General features: G+C 38.5%; 19 protein-coding genes. 14 read left to right on the top strand and 5 right to left on the bottom strand.

Annotation, left to right across the window (positions count from 1 at the left end; genetic code table 11):
* Positions 1-322 precede the first annotated feature (322 nt).
* From T8I65_RS05065 to ribB, 4 genes are read left to right on the top strand one after another with little or no spacing between them, the layout of a single operon-like run.
* On the top strand, positions 323-2,704 hold the full coding sequence (locus T8I65_RS05065) for a DNA translocase FtsK (RefSeq protein WP_322302314.1): 2,382 nt from the start codon (positions 323-325) through the stop codon (positions 2,702-2,704).
* A 10-nt stretch (positions 2,705-2,714) separates the two neighbouring features.
* Positions 2,715-3,356, top strand: coding sequence for an outer membrane lipoprotein carrier protein LolA (locus T8I65_RS05060; RefSeq protein ID WP_322302313.1), 642 nt, complete (start codon positions 2,715-2,717; stop codon positions 3,354-3,356).
* Position 3,357: 1 nt separating this feature from the next.
* Positions 3,358-4,803 (top strand): LptF/LptG family permease, encoded by a 1,446-nt coding sequence (locus tag T8I65_RS05055; protein WP_322302312.1) that lies wholly within the window; start codon positions 3,358-3,360, stop codon positions 4,801-4,803.
* A gap of 31 nt (positions 4,804-4,834) precedes the next feature.
* A complete protein-coding gene (ribB, locus tag T8I65_RS05050) occupies positions 4,835-5,983 on the top strand; it encodes a 3,4-dihydroxy-2-butanone-4-phosphate synthase (protein WP_322302311.1) in 1,149 nt (382 codons plus the stop codon).
* On the opposite strand, the gene T8I65_RS05045 is transcribed toward ribB, so the two are convergent.
* Entirely contained in the window at positions 5,980-6,612 is a 633-nt protein-coding gene (locus T8I65_RS05045) for an NAD(P)H-dependent oxidoreductase (RefSeq protein ID WP_322302310.1), read from the bottom strand. The genes ribB and T8I65_RS05045 overlap by 4 nt on opposite strands.
* Positions 6,613-6,732: 120 nt before the next feature.
* Here T8I65_RS05045 and T8I65_RS05040 point away from each other — a divergent pair, with 120 nt between their 5' ends.
* Together T8I65_RS05040 and T8I65_RS05035 are read left to right on the top strand one after the other, a co-directional pair.
* Positions 6,733-7,377 carry a SanA/YdcF family protein gene (locus tag T8I65_RS05040; protein WP_322302309.1) on the top strand — a complete coding sequence of 215 codons (645 nt, stop codon included), beginning with the start codon at positions 6,733-6,735 and terminating at the stop codon, positions 7,375-7,377.
* 51 nt (positions 7,378-7,428) lie between these two features.
* Entirely contained in the window at positions 7,429-7,785 is a 357-nt protein-coding gene (locus T8I65_RS05035; RefSeq protein WP_141877250.1) for a phage holin family protein, read from the top strand.
* 5 nt (positions 7,786-7,790) lie between these two features.
* Here T8I65_RS05035 and T8I65_RS05030 read toward each other — a convergent pair whose 3' ends face one another.
* Positions 7,791-8,912: a PepSY-associated TM helix domain-containing protein gene (locus T8I65_RS05030; RefSeq protein WP_322302308.1), complete on the bottom strand. Its 1,122-nt coding sequence runs from the start codon at positions 8,910-8,912 to the stop codon at positions 7,791-7,793.
* Between the two features lie 52 nt (positions 8,913-8,964).
* Positions 8,965-11,403 (bottom strand): TonB-dependent receptor, encoded by a 2,439-nt coding sequence (locus T8I65_RS05025; protein ID WP_322302307.1) that lies wholly within the window; start codon positions 11,401-11,403, stop codon positions 8,965-8,967.
* A 195-nt stretch (positions 11,404-11,598) separates the two neighbouring features.
* On the opposite strand from T8I65_RS05025, the gene T8I65_RS05020 reads away from it, so the two are divergent.
* Positions 11,599-12,396: an HAD family hydrolase gene (locus tag T8I65_RS05020; protein ID WP_322302306.1), complete on the top strand. Its 798-nt coding sequence runs from the start codon at positions 11,599-11,601 to the stop codon at positions 12,394-12,396.
* Here the strand turns inward: T8I65_RS05020 and T8I65_RS05015 are convergent.
* The gene (locus T8I65_RS05015; RefSeq protein WP_322302305.1) at positions 12,389-13,147 is read right to left on the bottom strand and encodes a hypothetical protein; all 759 of its coding nucleotides are present in this window, start codon (positions 13,145-13,147) and stop codon (positions 12,389-12,391) included. The two genes, T8I65_RS05020 and T8I65_RS05015, sit on opposite strands and share 8 nt — an antisense overlap.
* A gap of 39 nt (positions 13,148-13,186) precedes the next feature.
* Positions 13,187-14,125: a L,D-transpeptidase gene (locus tag T8I65_RS05010; RefSeq protein ID WP_322302304.1), complete on the bottom strand. Its 939-nt coding sequence runs from the start codon at positions 14,123-14,125 to the stop codon at positions 13,187-13,189.
* 231 nt (positions 14,126-14,356) lie between these two features.
* Between T8I65_RS05010 and T8I65_RS05005 the strand changes: the two genes are divergently transcribed.
* The 7 genes from T8I65_RS05005 (at position 14,357) to T8I65_RS04975 (ending at position 19,504) form a co-directional block, all read left to right on the top strand.
* Positions 14,357-14,692, top strand: a complete 336-nt coding sequence (locus T8I65_RS05005) for a metalloregulator ArsR/SmtB family transcription factor (protein ID WP_322302303.1) — start codon at positions 14,357-14,359, stop codon at positions 14,690-14,692.
* 46 nt (positions 14,693-14,738) lie between these two features.
* Positions 14,739-15,203, top strand: coding sequence for a DUF6428 family protein (locus tag T8I65_RS05000; RefSeq protein WP_322302302.1), 465 nt, complete (start codon positions 14,739-14,741; stop codon positions 15,201-15,203).
* Between the two features lie 9 nt (positions 15,204-15,212).
* Entirely contained in the window at positions 15,213-15,827 is a 615-nt protein-coding gene (locus T8I65_RS04995) for a protein-tyrosine-phosphatase (RefSeq protein ID WP_322302301.1), read from the top strand.
* Positions 15,820-16,872 (top strand): ACR3 family arsenite efflux transporter, encoded by a 1,053-nt coding sequence (gene arsB / locus T8I65_RS04990; protein ID WP_322302300.1) that lies wholly within the window; start codon positions 15,820-15,822, stop codon positions 16,870-16,872. The genes T8I65_RS04995 and arsB overlap by 8 nt, the downstream gene beginning before the upstream one ends.
* A 136-nt stretch (positions 16,873-17,008) precedes the next feature.
* A complete protein-coding gene (locus T8I65_RS04985; protein ID WP_322302299.1) occupies positions 17,009-18,289 on the top strand; it encodes a hypothetical protein in 1,281 nt (426 codons plus the stop codon).
* A 41-nt stretch (positions 18,290-18,330) separates the two neighbouring features.
* Positions 18,331-19,143 carry an alpha/beta hydrolase gene (locus tag T8I65_RS04980; RefSeq protein WP_322302298.1) on the top strand — a complete coding sequence of 271 codons (813 nt, stop codon included), beginning with the start codon at positions 18,331-18,333 and terminating at the stop codon, positions 19,141-19,143.
* 1 nt (position 19,144) lies between these two features.
* Positions 19,145-19,504 (top strand): cupin domain-containing protein, encoded by a 360-nt coding sequence (locus tag T8I65_RS04975; protein WP_322302297.1) that lies wholly within the window; start codon positions 19,145-19,147, stop codon positions 19,502-19,504.
* Positions 19,505-19,585: the final 81 nt, after the last annotated feature.

Raw genomic sequence — 19,585 nt, 5'->3', positions numbered from 1 at the left:
AACATTATTAATCATATGAACCGAAGATCGAACAGCCTTAGATAAAAACCTGGGAAGCAAGTATGGAATTATAATATCAGCTCGGGGAAATAACCGCAAAAAATCCCGAAAGCGAAATTGGTGGAAATTCCAGATACCGGACACTTACCACGTATAGAAGCTTTCGATAAATTTATAGCAGCACTCCTACCCTACTTAAAGAATAAATAGTAAAACCAGTCGTTTACGACTAGTAATCGAGGCAACTTTGAAAAATGAAGTTTTTTTTCCTTAATTTGGATAAGGCTAATTTGTATTTTTGCCGAAAATCGTCAACCTACCTATGGCCAAAAAGAAACCTAAGACCAGGAAAACCACTAAAAAAACCAGTAAACTATCTTTGAGCCTCAACAGGCAGCAAAAAGTAGTGCTTGGAAGTTTTCTTATGCTATTTGGTCTGGGACTTATAGTTGCCTTTATTTCCTTTCTTTTTAACTGGCAGGCAGATCAGAGTGTACTTCAGGAACTGGGGAATCGTGACGTGGAAGCCAGGAACTGGTTGAGTAAATTTGGTGCATCTGTAAGTGACTTTTTTGTCTACAAAGGCTTCGGACTAGCCTCTTTCTCCATCGCATTTTTAATACTGCTAAGTGGCATCTATTTATTCTTAGGATTTAAAATCTCCAATTTGAGAAAATACTGGTTCTGGGGAATACTCGTGATGGTCTGGATCTCCATAGTTCTTGGTTATTTTGCTGAAAAGAATGCACTTCTGGGAGGTAGAATCGGATATGAAACCAATGATTTTTTACAGGATTATCTGGGTTTCTTCGGAAGCATTCTATTAATGCTATTTCTTCTAATTGCTTACCTCGCAATTCGACTAAAGATTACTCCTGAATTGGTTGGATCTTACCTTAATACAGGAAAACAGGAACTTCAGACTGCGATGCAAAAGCATCAGGCAAATGTTTCAGAAACTGATGAAGAACTCGAATGGAAAAAAGAAGTAGTCACACCAAAAGATGAAGAAAAACCTGCAGAAGTTGACCTAAGCAGTAAACCAGAAAAGAAACCTGAGAAAAAGACCAGCCCGGAAGCTATTCCGAAGATGGAAGTCAAAGCTCCGGTAGAAGAGGATAATGTGGCTATGGAAGTTGAAGCTGCTCCTGAAGAGGAAGAAGAAGATAACCTGAGTCAAAAACTGGTAAAGGATTTTGGTGAATTTGACCCAACCCTTGAGCTGAAGAATTATAAATTCCCAACGATCGAATTACTTAAGGATTATGGCGGCACTATCACGATCAACCAGGAAGAACTGGAGGAAAACAAGAATCGTATTGTCGATACGCTAAAGAACTATAAAATCGAAATTGCGCAGATCAAAGCAACCGTTGGTCCAACAGTAACTTTATATGAGATCGTCCCTGAAGCCGGGATTCGTATTTCCAAAATCAAGAATCTTGAGGATGATATTGCTCTTTCGCTTTCTGCACTTGGCATCAGGATCATTGCTCCAATTCCAGGTAAAGGAACCATTGGTATTGAGGTACCAAATAAAAATGCCAGCATAGTATCCATGCGCTCGGTGATCGCTTCGCCTAAATTTCAGAAGGCAGAAATGGAGTTACCGCTTGCTTTGGGAAAAACTATAAGTAATGAGACTTTTGTAGTTGACCTGGCGAAAATGCCGCATATGCTAATGGCTGGTGCTACCGGACAGGGTAAATCTGTTGGTTTAAATGCAATTCTTACTTCCCTACTTTATTCAAAGCATCCGGCAGAAGTAAAATTTGTACTCGTGGATCCTAAAAAAGTGGAGCTTACCTTATTCAACAAAATAGAGCGCCACTACCTGGCAAAATTACCGGATGATGGTGAAGCGATCATCACCGATAATACAAAGGTGATCAACACCCTGAATTCTTTGTGTATCGAAATGGATGATCGATACAATCTTTTAAAGGATGCCATGTGCCGTAACTTAAAAGAATACAATACGAAGTTTAAGGCAAGAAAGTTAAATCCAAATGACGGACATAAATTCCTGCCGTATATCGTTTTAGTAGTAGATGAATTTGCAGATTTGATCATGACGGCCGGGAAGGAAGTTGAAACTCCTATCGCCAGACTGGCTCAGCTTGCACGTGCCATTGGAATTCATTTGATCATCGCAACACAAAGACCTTCGGTAAACGTTATTACCGGTATCATTAAGGCAAACTTCCCGGCCAGAGTCGCTTTTAGAGTAACGTCCAAGATCGATTCCCGAACTATTCTGGACAGCCAGGGAGCAGACCAACTAATTGGTCGTGGAGATATGTTATTTACACAGGGAAATGAGTTGAAAAGACTGCAGTGTGCATTTGTGGACACTCCGGAGGTAGACAAGATCACCGAGTTCATTGGATCGCAAAAAGCTTACCCTGAAGCACACCAACTTCCTGCATATGAAAGCGAGGAAAGTGGCACAGGACTTGATATAGATGTGAGCGAGCGAGACAAGCTGTTTCGTGAGGCTGCCGAAGTGATCGTAACTGCCCAGCAGGGCTCGGCTTCTTTGCTTCAGCGTAAATTAAAACTTGGTTATAACCGTGCAGGTAGAATAATAGATCAACTGGAAGCCGCTGGCATCGTTGGTCCATTTGAAGGAAGTAAGGCAAGACAGGTTTTAATTACAGATATGGTAGCGCTCGATCAACTATTAAATGAAAAACCAGACTAAAAAAATTAGAATGAAAAGATTAGTATTTATTTTGGCAGCTATACTCAGTTTTGGAGTACAGGCGCAGGAAGCATCAAAAGCTCAGAAATTACTAAATGAAGTTTCAGCAAAGGTGAAGAATTATGACAATATGGTCATAGAATTCAAGTATTCACTTGAAAACGAAGCTGAGAATGTAAGCCAGGAAACTCGCGGAGATGTTAGTATTGACGGGGATAAATACCTGTTGAATTTAATGGGGACCACGCAGATGTTTGACGGGAAAAAGATCTATACCATCATTCCAGAAGACGAGGAGATTAACATTTCCAATTATGTTGAGGAAGATAGCAACAGTATCACACCTTCGAAAATGTTCACATTTTATCAAAATGGGTATAACTACAAAATGGATATCACCCAGAATGTAAAAGGCAGAGAGATCCAGTATGTAAAACTTACACCAAAGGATAGCAAAGCTGAGATCAAAAACATTCTCCTTGGGATCGATACTCAAACCAAGCATATTTACAATATGATCCAGACCCAGGAGAATGGGACTAAAGTGACGATCACAGTGAAAAGTTTCAAGACAGATCAACCACTTGCAAAAAATCTATTTACCTTTAACGAAGCTAGATACAGCGACTTTTATATCAATAGATTAGACTAAATTGAAGATACTCGACCGGTACATACTTACCAGCTTTTTAAAAACATTTTTCTCGGTCTTTATAATACTGATGTTCATCTTTGTACTCCAAACGATATGGCTGTACATAGGTGAACTTGCTGGTAAAGATTTGGATACAGAAGTAATCCTGAAATTTTTACTTTACTTCTCCCCCAAGCTGGTGCCTTTAGTATTACCACTTACAATCCTGCTTACTTCCATCATGACTTTCGGTTCTTTTGCTGAAAATTATGAATTTGCTGCCATGAAGTCTTCAGGTATTTCCCTGGGTCGTGCAATGCGTAGCCTTACTGTTTTTATAGTTTTGGTAAGTCTTACAGCTTTCTTTTTCGCCAATAATGTCATTCCCGCAGCAGAGTTTAAATCTATCAATCTTCGGAAGAATATTGCCCAGTTAAAGCCGGCCATGGCTATTTCTGAAGGAATCTTTAATGACATTGGAACCTTTAATATTAAGGTAGAAGAAAAAAGTGGTGAGAATGATCAGTTTCTTACCGATGTGATTATTCATCAGAAGGAGAAAAATGGTGGCAATACTACGGTGATCAAAGCGAGGGAAGGCGAACTGGTTGGAAGTACTAATTCTGATGTACTCTCACTTATTCTGAAGGAAGGGAACTACTATGATGAAGTAACACCTTCAGACTATCAAAAGAGGAAAAGAAAACCATTTACAAAGACGTATTTTGATGAATATATCATCAATATTGATCTCTCGAATTTTAATAATGTGGATCTGGAGGATCAAAACTATAATTCCACCCACGGAATGTTGAAGATTTCAGAATTGAGCGAAAGTATAGATTCATTTTCAGTGAACTACAACACCAAATTGGCTAGTCTTAAATCTAATATGTACGACCGCTCCGGGATCGTGAATGTTCAGAATAATTTAAAACCAAAAGATACCATCGTTTCTACAGATGAAAGTATTCTAACCCATTACAATACTTACGACGCAGCACAAATTTCTAACCTGGCTTTGGGAACTGTGAACAGCGCTATTGCCCATCTTGGAATGCAGAAGCAAGAGTTTAAAAATAATATAAAACAGATCAATAAATTCGAAATCGCTTTACATGAAAAATATGCTCTTGGAATTGCCTGTATCGTACTGTTCTTTGTAGGCGCTCCACTTGGGGCTATTATCAGGAAAGGCGGAATTGGTTTACCTATCGTGGTTGCGATCCTACTGTTTCTTACCTATCACTTTATTGGGATATTCACGAAGAATTCAGCAGAAAATGGAAGTGTTCCTGCGTTTGTGGCTACATGGCTGCCTACCTGGATCATGCTTCCACTTGGTGTTTTTCTCACTTACAGAGCAACGACAGATCAAGGATTACTTGTCTTTGACAGTCTTACAGATCCCATAAAAAAACTCTTCAAAAAAGCCGGAGCGATTCGGAACAAAAGTAAATCATAATAAATATCTTTGCAGCCATAAAATTGGAACTATGGCAGAGGTAGGAAATAACCAGTATCAGGTCAAACTAGATACCATTCAGGAAGCTATTGATGATATTCGCGCCGGAAAGGTGATCATTGTAGTAGATGATATTGACCGAGAAAATGAAGGTGATTTTCTTGCCGCTGCAGAAATGGTTACTCCAGAAATGATCAATTTCATGGCTACTCATGGCCGCGGACTCATTTGCGCTCCTTTGACCGAGCCAAAATGTAATGATCTTAAACTGGAAATGATGGTTGGTAACAATACCGATCCTATGGAAACCGCTTTTACAATTTCGGTTGACCTGAGAGGAAAAGGTGTTACTACGGGTATTTCAGCTTCAGACAGAGCTCAAACCATCAAAAGCCTGATAGATCCCGAAACAAAACCTCAGGATCTTAATAGACCAGGACATATTTTTCCGCTGAAAGCCAAAGAAGGTGGAGTTTTACGTAGAACAGGTCATACAGAAGCAGCGATCGACTTTGCAAGACTTGCTGGTTTCGAACCTGCCGGAGTCATCGTGGAAATCATGAATGAAGATGGAACCATGGCGCGGTTACCTCAGCTGCTGGAAGTCGCTAAAAAGTTTGATTTAAAGATCGTTTCTATTGAAGATCTTGTCGCTTATAGAATGCAGCATGACAGTCTAATTGAGAAAAAGGAAGATTTTGAACTTGATACAAGATTTGGTAAATTCAGGCTTCGCGCTTACAAGCAAACTACCAATTCACAGGTTCATATAGCATTGACCAAGGGTTCATGGAAAACCGATGAAGACATTCTTGTGCGAGTGAATTCTACCATGGTAAACAATGATATCCTTGGAACTCTGACCAATAATGCAGATAAAAAACTGGATGGAATGTTTAAGGCGATCAATGATGAAGGACGTGGAGCCATCGTTTTTATCAATCCGGCTAACCCATCTCCAAACCTTTTATTTCGTATAACAGAATTAAAAGAAAGTCAGAAACAAGGAGAAATTAAAGCGCCTCCAGTGAAAATGGACAATAAGGATTTTGGAATTGGAGCTCAGATCCTACATGACCTTGAGATTCATAAGATCAGATTGTTGTCCAATTCCCAGCAGACTAAAAGAGTTGGAATGATTGGTTACGGTCTGGAGATCAAAGAATACGTAGAGTATTAATCCATTTCGATGATCACTTCGTCCAATGGGCGACGCACCTTTTTTAATTCTGAAAAGAAATCATCCTTAGCACGATATCCAACAGGAAGCACAAGTACCGACTGCAGGTTTCTATCGCCAAGTTTTAGGAAATCGTCATATTTTGCAGGCTCAAAACCTTCCATGGGACAGGCGTCTATTTCTTCAGTAGCGCATACGGTTAATAGTGTTCCTAAAGCCAGGTATGCCTGATTACGCGCCCAGGCTTCAATTTCTTCGATCGCTTTATTCTTAAAGTCATCTACCAGAAAATTATGAAAAGGCTGTAAAACCTCATCTGGTGTGTCTCTCAAATTCTTGACACGTTGGAAGTATCCCGATATAAACTTTTCATCCACATTCTTTTCAGTACAAATCACCAGTACATGAGAAGCGGTACTTACCTGCTGCTGATTCATGGAGAATTCTGTAAGCTGCTGTTGAGTCTCTTTATTGCTAATTACAAGCATTTTTAATGGTTGTAATCCATATGAAGTGGCAGTGAGATTAAATGCATGTTTTAAGATCTCCAGTTTTTCTTCGGAAAGAATTCTGGAATCATCAAACTTTTTAGTGGCATAACGCCAGTTCAGCGCTTTTAGATTACTCATAATTATGATCTTGAAATACAAAGGTACACAATGATGAAAAGAACATTTACGTTAGCTATCGATTAATCTGATACATCCAATTATTTATGGCTATCTTCGACCCTATATTCATCCAGAGAAATGAAAAAACTTAAAAAATTCATCTTATTCTCTGTCATTGGAATTGTGCTTATCATTTTTACCATCCTTGGTATTGAAGCCATTTTCTTGAGACACACTTCGGAAGACATTTATTCTGATATTTCCAAAATACCACCTCGAGAGACAGTAATTATCCTGGGTGCAAGTGTTCATTCTGATGGTAAACTATCTCCAATCTTACAGGACCGCGTAGATACTGCTATTAAATTATATCGCAGTAATAAGGTCAAAAATTTCCACGTCACCGGTGACCATCGAACCGAAGATTATAATGAGATCGCTGCCATGGTCGCTTACCTCAGAGAAAGAGGTATTCCTCAAAACCAGATCACTTCAGATCACGCAGGATTGGATACTTATGACAGCATGTACAGGGCGGGAAAACTTTTTAATATAGAGAATGCTACTGTGGTTACCCAGAAATTCCATTTACCCAGGGCTCTTTTCATTTCAGGTCAGTTGGGATTCAATTACTTTGGTTTTACGGCAGATCAACGTGCTTACCAAACCGAATACAGGCTGAAGCAAAGAGAAAAACTTGCAAATGTCAAGGCTCTCTGGGAGGTCTTGACCAATAAAGAACCAAGTACGATGGAATACAGGCTCGATTCTTCTGTAGATTGATCTGAAGCTTTTTTAAGTATATTCGTAGTAACTAACTATAAAACCAAAACTATGTTACAATGGATCATCCATATCGTGCTGGATGCAGTTGTCCTGCTCATCGCTGCGAAATTCCTGAGTAAGGTTCATCTTAATGGCTTTAAATCTGCACTAATTGTTGCATTGATCATTGGAGTATTAAGCTTCCTATTGAGCTGGTTACTTACCGCCGTATTGAATATTGCTACTCTCGGAATTTTCTACTTCCTTGGACTGGGCTTTATAACCCGTGTGGTCGCCTATGCAATCGTAATAGAAATAGCAGACAAATTAACTTCAGATTTCAAAACTGAAGGTTTTCTACCAAGCTTATGGTTAGCGATCCTTATCGCAATTGTAGGAGCGATTGTAGATGCACTCTTATTTTAAAAATATCACCGGGTGAGATGCTTCACCCGGTTTTTTCTTCCCCACCACACTATAAATCCTGTAACAGGTAAGCTTGCGACAAAAATGCTCAGGATAAAGGCGATGATCTTCCCGGTTATTCCAAAATACTGACCTGTATGAATACCATAACTCATTTCCTGTAGCTTTAAACCAGTACTTTTAGATTCATATGGCTGTTCCTGAAGTAATTCAGCAGTTTGTGGATGGAAATAATAGTTAGATTGATGGTCGTAGTCCAGGGACTCGGTATAGGCACCGGTAACTACGGGATGATGATCACCCTCTGTCCACACAAAATACATTTCATGTCCAGGCGCTTTCTCTTGAGTTTCAACAAAAGCTATATCTATAGGCTCCTCTAAAATTCGGGGTTTCTGAACGATATTTTCGATATGATGATCGCTTTCTACATCTTCCCCGAGATTTCCCACAAAATAAAGTCCATCTTTTACCCAATCATAGGAAAAGTATAAACCAGTAATCGCTACCACAATAGCAAGAATATGAAGATAGAATCCGCTGATATTATGCAGGTCATAATTCACTCTTCTCCAACGAGCATTCCATTTTATTTTCAGACTCTTTCTTAAATTCTTAAGCTTCTTTGGCCACCAAAGTATAACTCCCGTGATCATCATCAGAATAAATATCAAAGTTGAAATACCTACCACCTGTCGGCCAATTTCTTCAGGTAACAAAAGATACATGTGCAATGCCTTTACGATCTCGAAAAAATCCTTCGTAAAATCCTGAGAATATAACCATTCACCAGTATATGGATTTAAGTAATAGTAATATGGGGTTTCTTCATATACTCCGTACACCGCAACTGGCCTGTCCTGCCCGGCATAGAGCACAAAATCATCTGTAGTTCCGGGATATTTCGACTGTACGATCTCTTTAATTTCTGAAGGTGGCAAATATCCACTCTGCTGCTGTTCTACAAAGCGGTAGTCGTAGATAGTATCTTTAATTTCGTCATGAAATACATAGATACATCCGGTAATCGCGACTATAAATACAATGATGCCTGTTAACAGACCTAACCAGAGATGAATCCTGCCAGCCCATTTCCTAAGTGTATTTTTTCTTTGTTTTTTCTTCATAATGTTCCAAAAAAGGAGATCGCCACATTGGCGATCTCAGGCTAAATCAATTCTAAAATCTGTAAGTAAGTGCTGCGGCGAAATTTCTAGGTGCCTGCGGATTTATAGTAGACCACCCATTAAAATAATCATCATTCGTTAGATTATTTAATTTCAGGTTAATTAAAAATTTATCCACGTCGTAGAAAACAGCTGCATTTATTACTGTATAAGATGGAAGCGTAAATATTCCCGCAGTATTACGATTAAAAATCATGTTATAACTGGCGTAGTTACCTCCTAATCCAAAACCAAATCCTTCAGTTATACCGGAAGTAAATCTATAACTTGCCCAAAGGTTAGCCAGAGTCTCAGGTCCGGCAGATTCCGGTCTTCTTCCGAGGAAATCATCATTTTCTGAAGCTTCAGTGACTTCACTATCGTTATGACTAAAGCCTGCTATAACATTTAGCCCATCTACTGGACTTGCAGTTATTCTGGCTTCAAAACCACGACTATATTGAGTTCCATCCTGATTCACATTAATACCATTTCCTAATACAATGTTTTCAACCTGAATATCATAGTAACTCAGGGTTGCAAAAAGTTTATCGTTGAAAAGGTTCAGCTTGGTTCCAATTTCGAATTGAGTGGCATGTTCAGGATCAAAAGCTATTCTGTTTGTTTCACCTGTATCCTGATTAATAACTTCTGAAGGTGCTACGTTACTAAAACCATCCATATAATTGGCAAATATGGAAACCCGGTCTATAATTGGCTGATAAACCACTCCGAATTTTGGTGAAAGCGCCGTTTGGCTATTACTGTCGTTTTCAAACTGGTCTATTCGTAAACTAGCCATGGCAGATAAAGCCGGAGTAATATTTATTACATTCGACACATAAGCACTATAGATATCCTCCTTTACAATATTATTATTTCGATTTGTATTGACCAATAGACCGTCAACTGCCGCTGTGGAAAGGATACCACTATCTCCAATTGTGATATAATTCGCTTGCTCAGTAATACCAAAAACGCTCTCGTTCACATTTTGAAGACTCGCATTTCCAATATAAATATTTCCGTTGCCCACATAACCGGTTCCATTATCTATGGTTTCGCGTTGAAAATAGTCCAAGCCCGCTACCATTCTGTTTCTCATTCCGAAGATCTCAAAATCACCAATAAAATTCTGCTGAAAGTCTGTAGTCAGAGTTGTGGAATTCTGATTATTCATATACCGCGTAAACACTACTCCTTCATCCAAACCTTCGTAAAATCTGGTGGTTTCGTAGAGATATGAATAATAGCCTTCAGACTTTGAACTTCCACGAGAAACAGCAGTTTGAGAAGTCCAGTTCTCTGACAATATATAATTCATCTGACCCTGTAGGCTATAAGTAGGATTTTTTAAAGTTAGATCGTTACTGGTGTAAGACCTATTCGAGTTATAACCTAATTCTTCAATATTAGTTACTGTCAAAGGTGCTCCCCTATCTACAAAAAGCATGGTAGGATTAGTTGACTCGCCACTATAAAATTCAGTATTGATTAAAAAAGATAGTCTGTCGTTTACTTGGTAACATAAAGATGGCGCGAAGAAAAAAGATTTTGAAAACCCGGCATCCTGAAAAGAATTTTGAGTATGATATGCAGTGTTAATTCGTAGAGCTACATCTCCATCTTCATCTAATGGTGTATTTACATCTGCTGCCACCCGGTTGAGTCCATAGCTACCTAGCGTATAATTAATATTTCCGCCGAAATAATCATATGGCTTTTTTGTGGTGATATTGATCAAGCCTCCGTAGGAAATAAGACTGCTCCCATACAAAGTCCCGGAAGGCCCTTTTATCACTTCGATGTTTTCAATATTTGCGGGATCCGGACTGCCATTGGTAAGAGCTGGCAAGCCATTAACCATAGTTGGCTGTACAGGAAAACCTCGAAGTGAATAATACCCTGCGCCATCTCCACCTCTACCTGTAGATTCCCATAATTTGGTTATTCCCGAACTATTTTTTAAAGCATCATCAAAATTTGTAACGATTTGCTCCTCAAGTAATTCTGCAGTTATATTGTCATAAACCTGGGGATTCTCAATATTCTTTAATGGTAATTTTGAAACGTATGCGCTTTTAGCACGATCATATTTATTTGAGTTCCCATTTCCCTGGATTATTACTTCCTCCAGCTGTTCTTCACTAGATCTCAATACAATATTGGGAAGACTGGTCGTTTTGCCCGGCTGAATTGTAATTGCGATTTCTTTTGGCTCATATCCAACATAAGACACTCTTAGAAGATAATTACCATCAGGAACGCCTTCGATTATATAAGCACCTTCTCGATTTGTTTCTGTTCCCATTCCTGTACCCTGAACATCTACATTCGCTGGAGAAATCGCCTCCCCTTTTAAATTAGTAACCTTTCCCTTGATATTTCCAGAATTCTGAGCTAATGCGGTGTAACCGAAAAAGATAACTAGTAGTAGTAATTTATGATTCATCTGTTTAATTTTATTTAGACTTGATATAAATAGTGACACAAACATACTACGTCATTCCGAATTTAAAAACCTTATTTAGAACAATTTTAAATAAAATATTCTAAATATTTGATTCTGAAAGTCTTCAGAATTAATATAATATTAAAGTCCGCCCAAATTGATTATAGTATTTTCGCAGCTTCTAAATTTGCAGATATGATTAAGTTTATAGTAACCGACGTTGATGGCACCCTCCTAAATGACCAGCACGAGATTCATCCTGACTTCTGGAGAATGGAGGAAGAATTGAGTGCTAAGGGAATACAATTTTCCATTGCCAGCGGCCGACAGTTTTATAATCTGGAAAGCAAATTTGAAAGGATTAAGCATCGCACCATGTTCTTCGCAGAGAATGGAACTTATGTATCATTTAAGGGTAAAGAACTCTATGTGAATCCCATAGAAAAGAACGCTGCCATTAATTTTATAGAGATGGGCCGAAAACTGGAAGATACCTACGTTGTGCTCTGCGGAAAAGATTCAGCTTATATAGAAACGAGTGACAAGAAATTCATTGATCATATTTCTCAGTTTTATGAACGTTTGAAAGTTGTGGAAGATCTTACGGAAGTGGATGATACCTATCTGAAAGTTACGTACTGCAATTTCAATGGAGTTGAAGATAATACCTATCCACATTTTGTCGATTATACAGACCGTTTCAAGGTTGCGATCGCCGCAAAGATATTCATAGATATCACAGCGCTAAATGCAAATAAAGGAAATGCTATCAAAGGAATTCAAAAGGAAATGAATTTTACTGAAGAAGAAACTTTGGTATTTGGAGATTATCTGAATGACCTCGAAATGATGAAAGTTTCAGCTCATAGTTACGCTATGAAAAATGCTCATCCTGAAGTTAAAGAGGCCAGTAAGTTCATTACCAGTCATGACAATAATGAGCATGGCGTGCTTAGAACGATCTCAGATCTGGGACTCGCAAGTTTTAGTTAACCATAAAATTAGTACGATCTACCCCGGTATTTCCTGTAACAGGATCAAATGCCTGGATGATTAATTCGTACGAACCTTTTTCTAAATTAGCTTTTCCCAAGAAATTACTGGAACCTCCCTCCTGTTCCATTTTTACGGTTTTGGTATCCATGTTCTCACTTTTTAAGATTGCGTTCACTTCATACTGGTTCGCGTCCCATAGACCTCCTTTGGTAATGGGACAACCACACATCATTACAATATTTGCCTGAAATTTAATTTCTGAACTGGAATAGGATTGGTGTGTTTGAGGCGTAACAATATCCACTACGAATCCTGGTATTTTCAGGATGATACCTTCCCCGGTGATATCTTTACCAGGAAGCAGCCATAATTGCGTACTTGATTTTACACGAGCCTGCTTCTTGTTCCAGGGTGCGTAAGCTTCTATAGTTACAAATCTTGGTTCTGCTATCTGAACCTTAGCGTTAAAACCTGCAGTTTGATCATCGGTAATTCGCTTCCTTCTTATTTGAGCCTGCTTCATGATCTTTGCAGTATTACCGGTGCTTCCTTTTGTTATGCCTTCCGCAAGAATTTCATTGGTTAGAGCATCCATGATTAGAATTTTAGCTCCACCAATAGAAGAACCTATAAATTTTGCATCGCCAGCCTGTGCTCTTACCATAATTTCTACCTCCTGGGCAGAACTAATAGCAGAAACAGAAAATATAAGCGCCCAAAAAAACCGGTAAAAATTATTGCTATACATAGTAATGATCTTTACCGGCTAATTTAAGAAAACTAAGTTTTATGCATCGGCTAATTCAGCATCCTTCGTTTTCGAAACAATATTGTGATAGTTCTTTGGATCTTCCTGGTAATCAATTACATATTCCCTGATCGTATTCAGTTCATCCTGAGTAAGATCATTCGCTTTCATATTTTGTTTGAGGTCTAACCATGGTTTGTTGGCGGAATGGTCATATTCTCCAAATACCATAAAAGGCGTTCCGTTGTATTCTATGTCTGAATTTTCCAGCTCCCACATGCTAGCCCAATCAAAAATATACTTGGCGTCATCCATGTATAATCTTACACATCCATGACTTGCTGGATATCCTGGAAGTGCATACTGGTGCACACCAACACCCTCAAAATTCATAAAATTGAAATAATATGGAAGTATCCATGAAGCATCTACTGTACTTACTTTTCTTTTCGCCTTATAATTCCCGTAGTTAAGTCCTGCCGGAGTTTGAGTTGAACCCTTCCCGGTACTTACCGGTCCCCATTTAACTAATTCGCCATTTTCGTAAAGCGCAAATGCCTGGACTCTTTTGTTAATCAAAACTGTCTTTGGAATACAATGCAATTCTTGAAGATCTTCAGGAAACGGACTATAATTGTTGAATTCTTCCGCAGCACATTCTGGAATTACGAGTGGGCGGTTAGGACGTAGTTTATTTTTTTCGATACGATTTATGGCAAGAACTGTTTTCAGTTCGTCGTCGTTATAATTACTAAGCAAACTATCTATAGTCTCACGAGATTTTAATGAATCCACGATGTATTTCACTTCCTTTCGGAAAATTTTCGCTTCCCTTTTGATAACGGGATTTTTCATACTCAATTCCTGAGATTGCTCTTCCTTTACTGGTTCCTGAATTTGTGAATTGGAATTACAGGAGAACAACAAAATTCCGGCTAGTAGACTTAAATAACGAAAAGGTGTGATTGAACTGTTCATTGTAATTGTAGTTAGTTTTAAACGAAAATACATTTGAACACGCGTATCTACTGCTAATCCTGAGTTAAGGCTTTGTTGGCTTTATGATAATTAACCAATTTTAAGAGCATTTCTATATAAGTATTCCTAATATTTTAAGATTTAGAGCATATTTCAAAATGTCTGGAAAGATTTCAATTAATGTTGGTGTAGTTATTTATTCATCGTAATATTGCAATATAATTATATCGAATGGGAGTTACGAAGACCGATCTATTTTCTAAAGAACAGAATGAACTTGCATGCTATGCCAAAGTACTGGCTCATCCTGCAAGAATTGCTATTCTTCAATTTCTTCTGAAATCTGATAGGTGTATTAACGGAGATCTGGTGAACGAACTTGGTCTCGCCCAGGCTACAATAAGTCAGCACTTACGTGAGCTGAAAAATGCCGGAATTATTCAGGGATCCATTGAAGGAGTGTCTGTTAGTTATTGTATAGATACGGCCAACTGGTACAAAATTCAGCAATTACTGAATGTATTATTTGATGGTTTAAAGACTCCCGAACCGAAGGATTGCTGCTAAAAAAATTTAAATATTAACATCGTAATATTACGATAAACTGAAGACTATGCTTTTATCAGAATTTAAAAAAGAACTTAAGAACTTAAGCCGACTTTATTTTAAACTACCAGGAGGTGAGCTTGTACCTTCTCACTTCCACGTGACTGAAGTTGGAAGTATTCGTAAGAATTTTATCGATTGTGGTGGCGTAATGAGAAATGAGCGTAAAATATCATTTCAGCTTTGGGAAGCAGATGATTACGATCACCAATTGCATCCTGATAAATTAATGCAAATCATTTCTATTGCTGAGGACAAACTTAACCTTCAGGATGTTGAAATCGAAGTGGAATATCAGGGCGAAAGCATTAATAAATATCACCTTGATTTTGACGGAGAAAAATTCCTTCTCTTAAATACGCAAACCGACTGCCTGGCAAAAGATAATTGTGGAATTCCAGAATCCAAACCAAAAGTAAAATTAGCAAACGTATCGGAGCAACAATGCTCTCCAAATTCAGGTTGCTGTTAATTAATCGTTATGAACAATATATTTCCAGAACTTACTTCAAAGATCAAGGAACTTGAAAAATTATCAATTTCCGAAGAGAGAATGAAGGTGCTTCAACCTTTAGTTGAATTTATTTCTAATAAAATCAATTCAAAAGAGGCATTAAAACTCAATTTCATCTGTACACATAATTCCCGAAGAAGTCAGCTGGCGCAAGCATGGGCTATGGCGGCATCAGATTATTATGAAGTGCCAGCCAGGTGCTATTCCGGCGGAACAGAAGCTACTGCTTTCTTCCCGCAGGCCATTTCAACTTTGAGTACATCTGGTTTTAGAATTGATGAGAAATCTGGCAACAATCCAAAGATCACGGTGGATACTGGTGTGAGTTCGAATACTTTTTATTCAAAGGTATTTGACGATGAAAAGAACCCGACGAAGAACTTTGCTGCGGTAATGACCTGCAGCCATGCAGATGAGAATTGCCCGTTCATAGTTGGTGCAGAATCCAGAATACCCTTGAACTACGAAGATCCCAAGAGCTTTGATGATACAGTTGAAATGGCAGAGAAATATATGGAACGAAGTGACCAGATAGGTTCTGAAATGTTATATGCCTTTAAAAAAGCGAACTCCAATGGCTAAAAAACTAAACTTTCTTGATAAAAACCTAACGCTGTGGATCTTTCTTGCTATGGCTATTGGTGTGATCCTGGGCAATATAATCCCTGCGATTCCAGAGCAAATTAATGCAATGAGTTCCGGGTCTACAAACTGGTTACTGGCCGTTGGACTCATCCTTATGATGTACCCTCCACTAGCGAAAGTGAAGTACAGGCTCCTGCCCAAAGTATTTAAAAATGTAAAAATTTTGACGCTGTCTCTGGTACTTAACTGGATCATCGGGCCCTTTTTGATGTTTTTCCTTGCCATTACCTTTTTGCACGATCATCCGGAATATATGATCGGACTTATATTAATAGGACTTGCCAGGTGTATCGCAATGGTGTTGGTATGGAATGACCTCGCTGAAGGTAGTAGTGAATACGGAGCAGCCCTGGTAGCGCTGAATAGTATTTTCCAGGTTTTCGCGTACAGTTTTTATGCATGGGTGTTTATTACCTGGCTTCCCCCTTTCTTCGGATTCGATTCTGCCATTGTAGATATTTCTATTGAAAGCGTTGCAGAAAGTGTTTTAATTTACCTTGGAATACCCTTCGTGTTAGGTATCTTAAGCCGAATTATTCTGGTGCGTCTAAAAGGGGAATCCTGGTATGAAAACAGTTTTATCCCAGCAATTTCACCTATAACCTTAATTGCCTTACTTTTCACCATCGTTTTGATGTTTTCGCTGAAGGGTAGTTTAATTGTTGAAATTCCATTTGATGTCTTACTCATCTCGGTTCCGCTACTTATTTATTTCTGCCTTATGTTTTTGATCAGCTTTTTCGCAAGTAAATTGCTTGGAGCCAGCTACGAAAGGAATGCTTCTGTTGCTTTTACGGCAGCTGGAAATAATTTCGAACTGGCGATCGCGGTTGCCATTGCAGTATTTGGTTTAAATAGCGGTCAGGCATTTGCAGGAGTCATTGGTCCGCTTGTAGAAGTGCCAGCCCTAATTTTACTGGTTCAGGTTTCTTTCTGGTTGAAGAAGAGATTTTACAGGGATACCGCAGTTAAGCATGCCTGAAGATCTTAAGGGCTGATGAGTTTAGCTCTGTGGAAATAACATAGCAAATTGATAGAATTTACCAATTTTATAACGCTTTTAGCTGAAATATTACGGGTTGAAAACCTTAGTTTTATTTTATTAAGCTGAAAGCAGTATGAAGAAGGTTTTAATTATTTTTTTGGGAGTAGTCATCATCCTCATTGGTTTGATCTACCTATCTGTTTCCAGCAGCCAGAAAACTTTTGAGACCTGCACTATTTCTAATCTGGAAGAGCTTCAAAGAACAAATTTCAGAAACCATGATTCGGTTTTAATCGCTCCAAGCACTTTATATGAAGCTAATCTTCTAAAGGATTTAGTGCAGGGAAGTAACTATCGCGATGCCTGGTCTGAAAAAGTGAAATTTCCAATTGTTTTTCTGGATACCCTCTACGGTGGCATTGAAATCATCAAAGAAGGCGGAGGTAAACAAACGCATTCCTTAAAATTACGCTCGAAGAATGATATCATTTATACCTTGCGTAGTGTCACCAAAGATCCTGAGAAAATTATTCCTGAAATCGCAGAAGATCTTGGCCTTGAGAATATTATTGTAGATGGCATATCTGCACAACATCCCTACGCGGCGATCCTCGTAGCAGAGTTAGCTCAGAAACTTGACATTCTACATACACATCCCAGAATGGTCTTTATCCCTAAGCAAGGAGTACTGGGTGATTTTAATAAGAAATTTGGCAACCGACTGTTCCTTCTTGAATATGAAACCGAAAGCAAAGGCAATTGGACTTCACTGAAAAATGTTTCAGAAATTATTGAAACCAAAGACCTTCAGAAATTAAAATTTGAATCAAAAGCAAAGATCTTAGTTGATCAAGATGCTTTGATAAAAGTAAGATTATTCGATTTACTCATAGGTGACTGGGATCGTCACGCTGAGCAGTGGGGCTGGGTAATCCAGAAATCTGATCGGGGAAATATCGCAACACCAGTTGCCGGCGATAGAGACAATGCATTTTTTAACATTTCTGGTTTGCTACCTTCCATAATTACAAATAAAAATGTTGAGCCACTGGTTCGACCATTTGAGAAAGAGATCGATCATATGCCCGGCCTGGTTTATCCCTTCGACCGCTATTTCCTCTCCAATACTTCGGAAGATATGTTCATAAAGCAAGCGAATGAACTTCAGAAAAGTTTGAGCGATGAAATAATAGCTAATGCGTTTGAAGCCTGGCCAGAACAAATCAGAAAGCTCAACGAAAAAGAAATCACCGAAAAACTAAAAAGCCGCAGGAATAAGCTTCAGGAATATGCTATGCAATTCTTTCAGCAAATAAAAGAACAGGGGAAACTGAGTGAAGCTTTAAAAGGATCTGAAGATCTCGAACTAAGTTCTTCCCAACTTGCCTGCTTTGACTGCGATCTTGAGAATTAGATCTTAAAATGTATTTTTGATATTTATTAATACATCATTCATTGAGAAATCTCTTTTCCATCATTTTATTAAGCTTCTTCTGCCCTACGCTACTAATGGCCCAGAGTACACTTTCTAAAAATGTAAAAACATTTGAGATAGAGGCACCCCAATTAAATAGCTATAAAAAGATATGGATCTATCTTCCTGCAAATTATGATTTGGATGAGCAGAAATATCCAGTCATTTATATGCACGATGCACAGAATGTTTTTGACGATTCTACCGCTTATGCTGGTGAATGGAATGTTGATGAATTCCTGGACGAAACTCATTCGGAAAAAGCGATCATTGTAGCCATTGAACATGGTGGGGACAAAAGAATTTCAGAACTTACTCCTTATCCAAACGAAAAATACGGCGGTGGGAATGGGAAGAATTATGTTGATTTTATAAGATATACTCTTAAACCGCATATAGATGCAAGCTATCGTACCCTGGCAGATCAAGCAAATACAGGAATTTTTGGTTCATCGCTCGGTGGACTAATTAGCTTCTATGCCGCATTTGAATATCCTGAAGTCTTCAGTAAAATAGGTGTCTTCTCGCCCAGTTTCTGGTTTAGTGAACAGATCTATGAAAAAGTAAAAAATTCAGAAATTACAAACGATCAGAAGTTTTATATACTTGCAGGGAAAAGAGAGTCAGATTCCATGGTCGAGGAAGTGAATACTATGCAAGACCTTCTAATTTCAAAAGGTTTTGAACCCCAAAACTTAATTGTAAAATTAGTCGAAGACGGAGAACATAATGAGAAGTTGTGGAGAGAGAATTTCAGCGAAGCCTACCAATGGCTGATAGAACCAATTGAATAAAATGAAAAAAGTCAATATTCAGGAAAAATTAGACCAGTTCCAGGATCACTGGAATCCCAGAATCGTTGGGGAATTAAATGGTCAGCAGGTTAAACTAGCTAAGCTCAAAGGTGAGTTTATCTGGCATACCCATGATGAAGAGGACGAATTATTCTGGGTCATTTCAGGAGTGCTAAAGATCGAATTTCGGGATAGCTCTGTCACCCTCAATCCTGGTGAGTTCATCATTGTTCCAAAGGGCGTTGAGCATAAGCCCATCGCTGAAAATGAAGTTCAGGTAATGCTATTTGAACCGGCAGCGACCAAACATACCGGGAATGAAGAACACGAACTCACCAATAACAATCAGAAACATTTATAGTTCTGAACAACCTCGTATTTGAAGTTCCAATTTTCGTATATTAGTCTGATAACCAACACAATGTCTAACTAATTCGCAAAA

This window comes from Christiangramia sp. OXR-203 (assembly GCF_034372165.1).
Taxonomy (GTDB): Bacteria; Bacteroidota; Bacteroidia; order Flavobacteriales; family Flavobacteriaceae; genus Christiangramia.
This window is presented reverse-complemented; position numbering and strand designations above follow the sequence as displayed.

Coding starts and splice junctions, on each gene's coding strand:
- T8I65_RS05035 (WP_141877250.1), top strand. CDS start 7,429: ATGTTACAATGGATCATCCATATCGTGCTGGATGCAGTTGTCCTGCTC.
- T8I65_RS05005 (WP_322302303.1), top strand. CDS start 14,357: ATGGGAGTTACGAAGACCGATCTATTTTCTAAAGAACAGAATGAACTT.
- T8I65_RS05045 (WP_322302310.1), bottom strand. CDS start 6,612: ATGAGTAATCTAAAAGCGCTGAACTGGCGTTATGCCACTAAAAAGTTT.
- T8I65_RS05030 (WP_322302308.1), bottom strand. CDS start 8,912: ATGAAGAAAAAACAAAGAAAAAATACACTTAGGAAATGGGCTGGCAGG.
- ribB (WP_322302311.1), top strand. CDS start 4,835: ATGGCAGAGGTAGGAAATAACCAGTATCAGGTCAAACTAGATACCATT.
- T8I65_RS04975 (WP_322302297.1), top strand. CDS start 19,145: ATGAAAAAAGTCAATATTCAGGAAAAATTAGACCAGTTCCAGGATCAC.
- T8I65_RS05060 (WP_322302313.1), top strand. CDS start 2,715: ATGAAAAGATTAGTATTTATTTTGGCAGCTATACTCAGTTTTGGAGTA.
- T8I65_RS05010 (WP_322302304.1), bottom strand. CDS start 14,125: ATGAACAGTTCAATCACACCTTTTCGTTATTTAAGTCTACTAGCCGGA.
- T8I65_RS05015 (WP_322302305.1), bottom strand. CDS start 13,147: ATGTATAGCAATAATTTTTACCGGTTTTTTTGGGCGCTTATATTTTCT.
- arsB (WP_322302300.1), top strand. CDS start 15,820: ATGGCTAAAAAACTAAACTTTCTTGATAAAAACCTAACGCTGTGGATC.
- T8I65_RS04985 (WP_322302299.1), top strand. CDS start 17,009: ATGAAGAAGGTTTTAATTATTTTTTTGGGAGTAGTCATCATCCTCATT.
- T8I65_RS05020 (WP_322302306.1), top strand. CDS start 11,599: ATGATTAAGTTTATAGTAACCGACGTTGATGGCACCCTCCTAAATGAC.
- T8I65_RS05065 (WP_322302314.1), top strand. CDS start 323: ATGGCCAAAAAGAAACCTAAGACCAGGAAAACCACTAAAAAAACCAGT.
- T8I65_RS04995 (WP_322302301.1), top strand. CDS start 15,213: ATGAACAATATATTTCCAGAACTTACTTCAAAGATCAAGGAACTTGAA.
- T8I65_RS05025 (WP_322302307.1), bottom strand. CDS start 11,403: ATGAATCATAAATTACTACTACTAGTTATCTTTTTCGGTTACACCGCA.
- T8I65_RS05000 (WP_322302302.1), top strand. CDS start 14,739: ATGCTTTTATCAGAATTTAAAAAAGAACTTAAGAACTTAAGCCGACTT.
- T8I65_RS05040 (WP_322302309.1), top strand. CDS start 6,733: ATGAAAAAACTTAAAAAATTCATCTTATTCTCTGTCATTGGAATTGTG.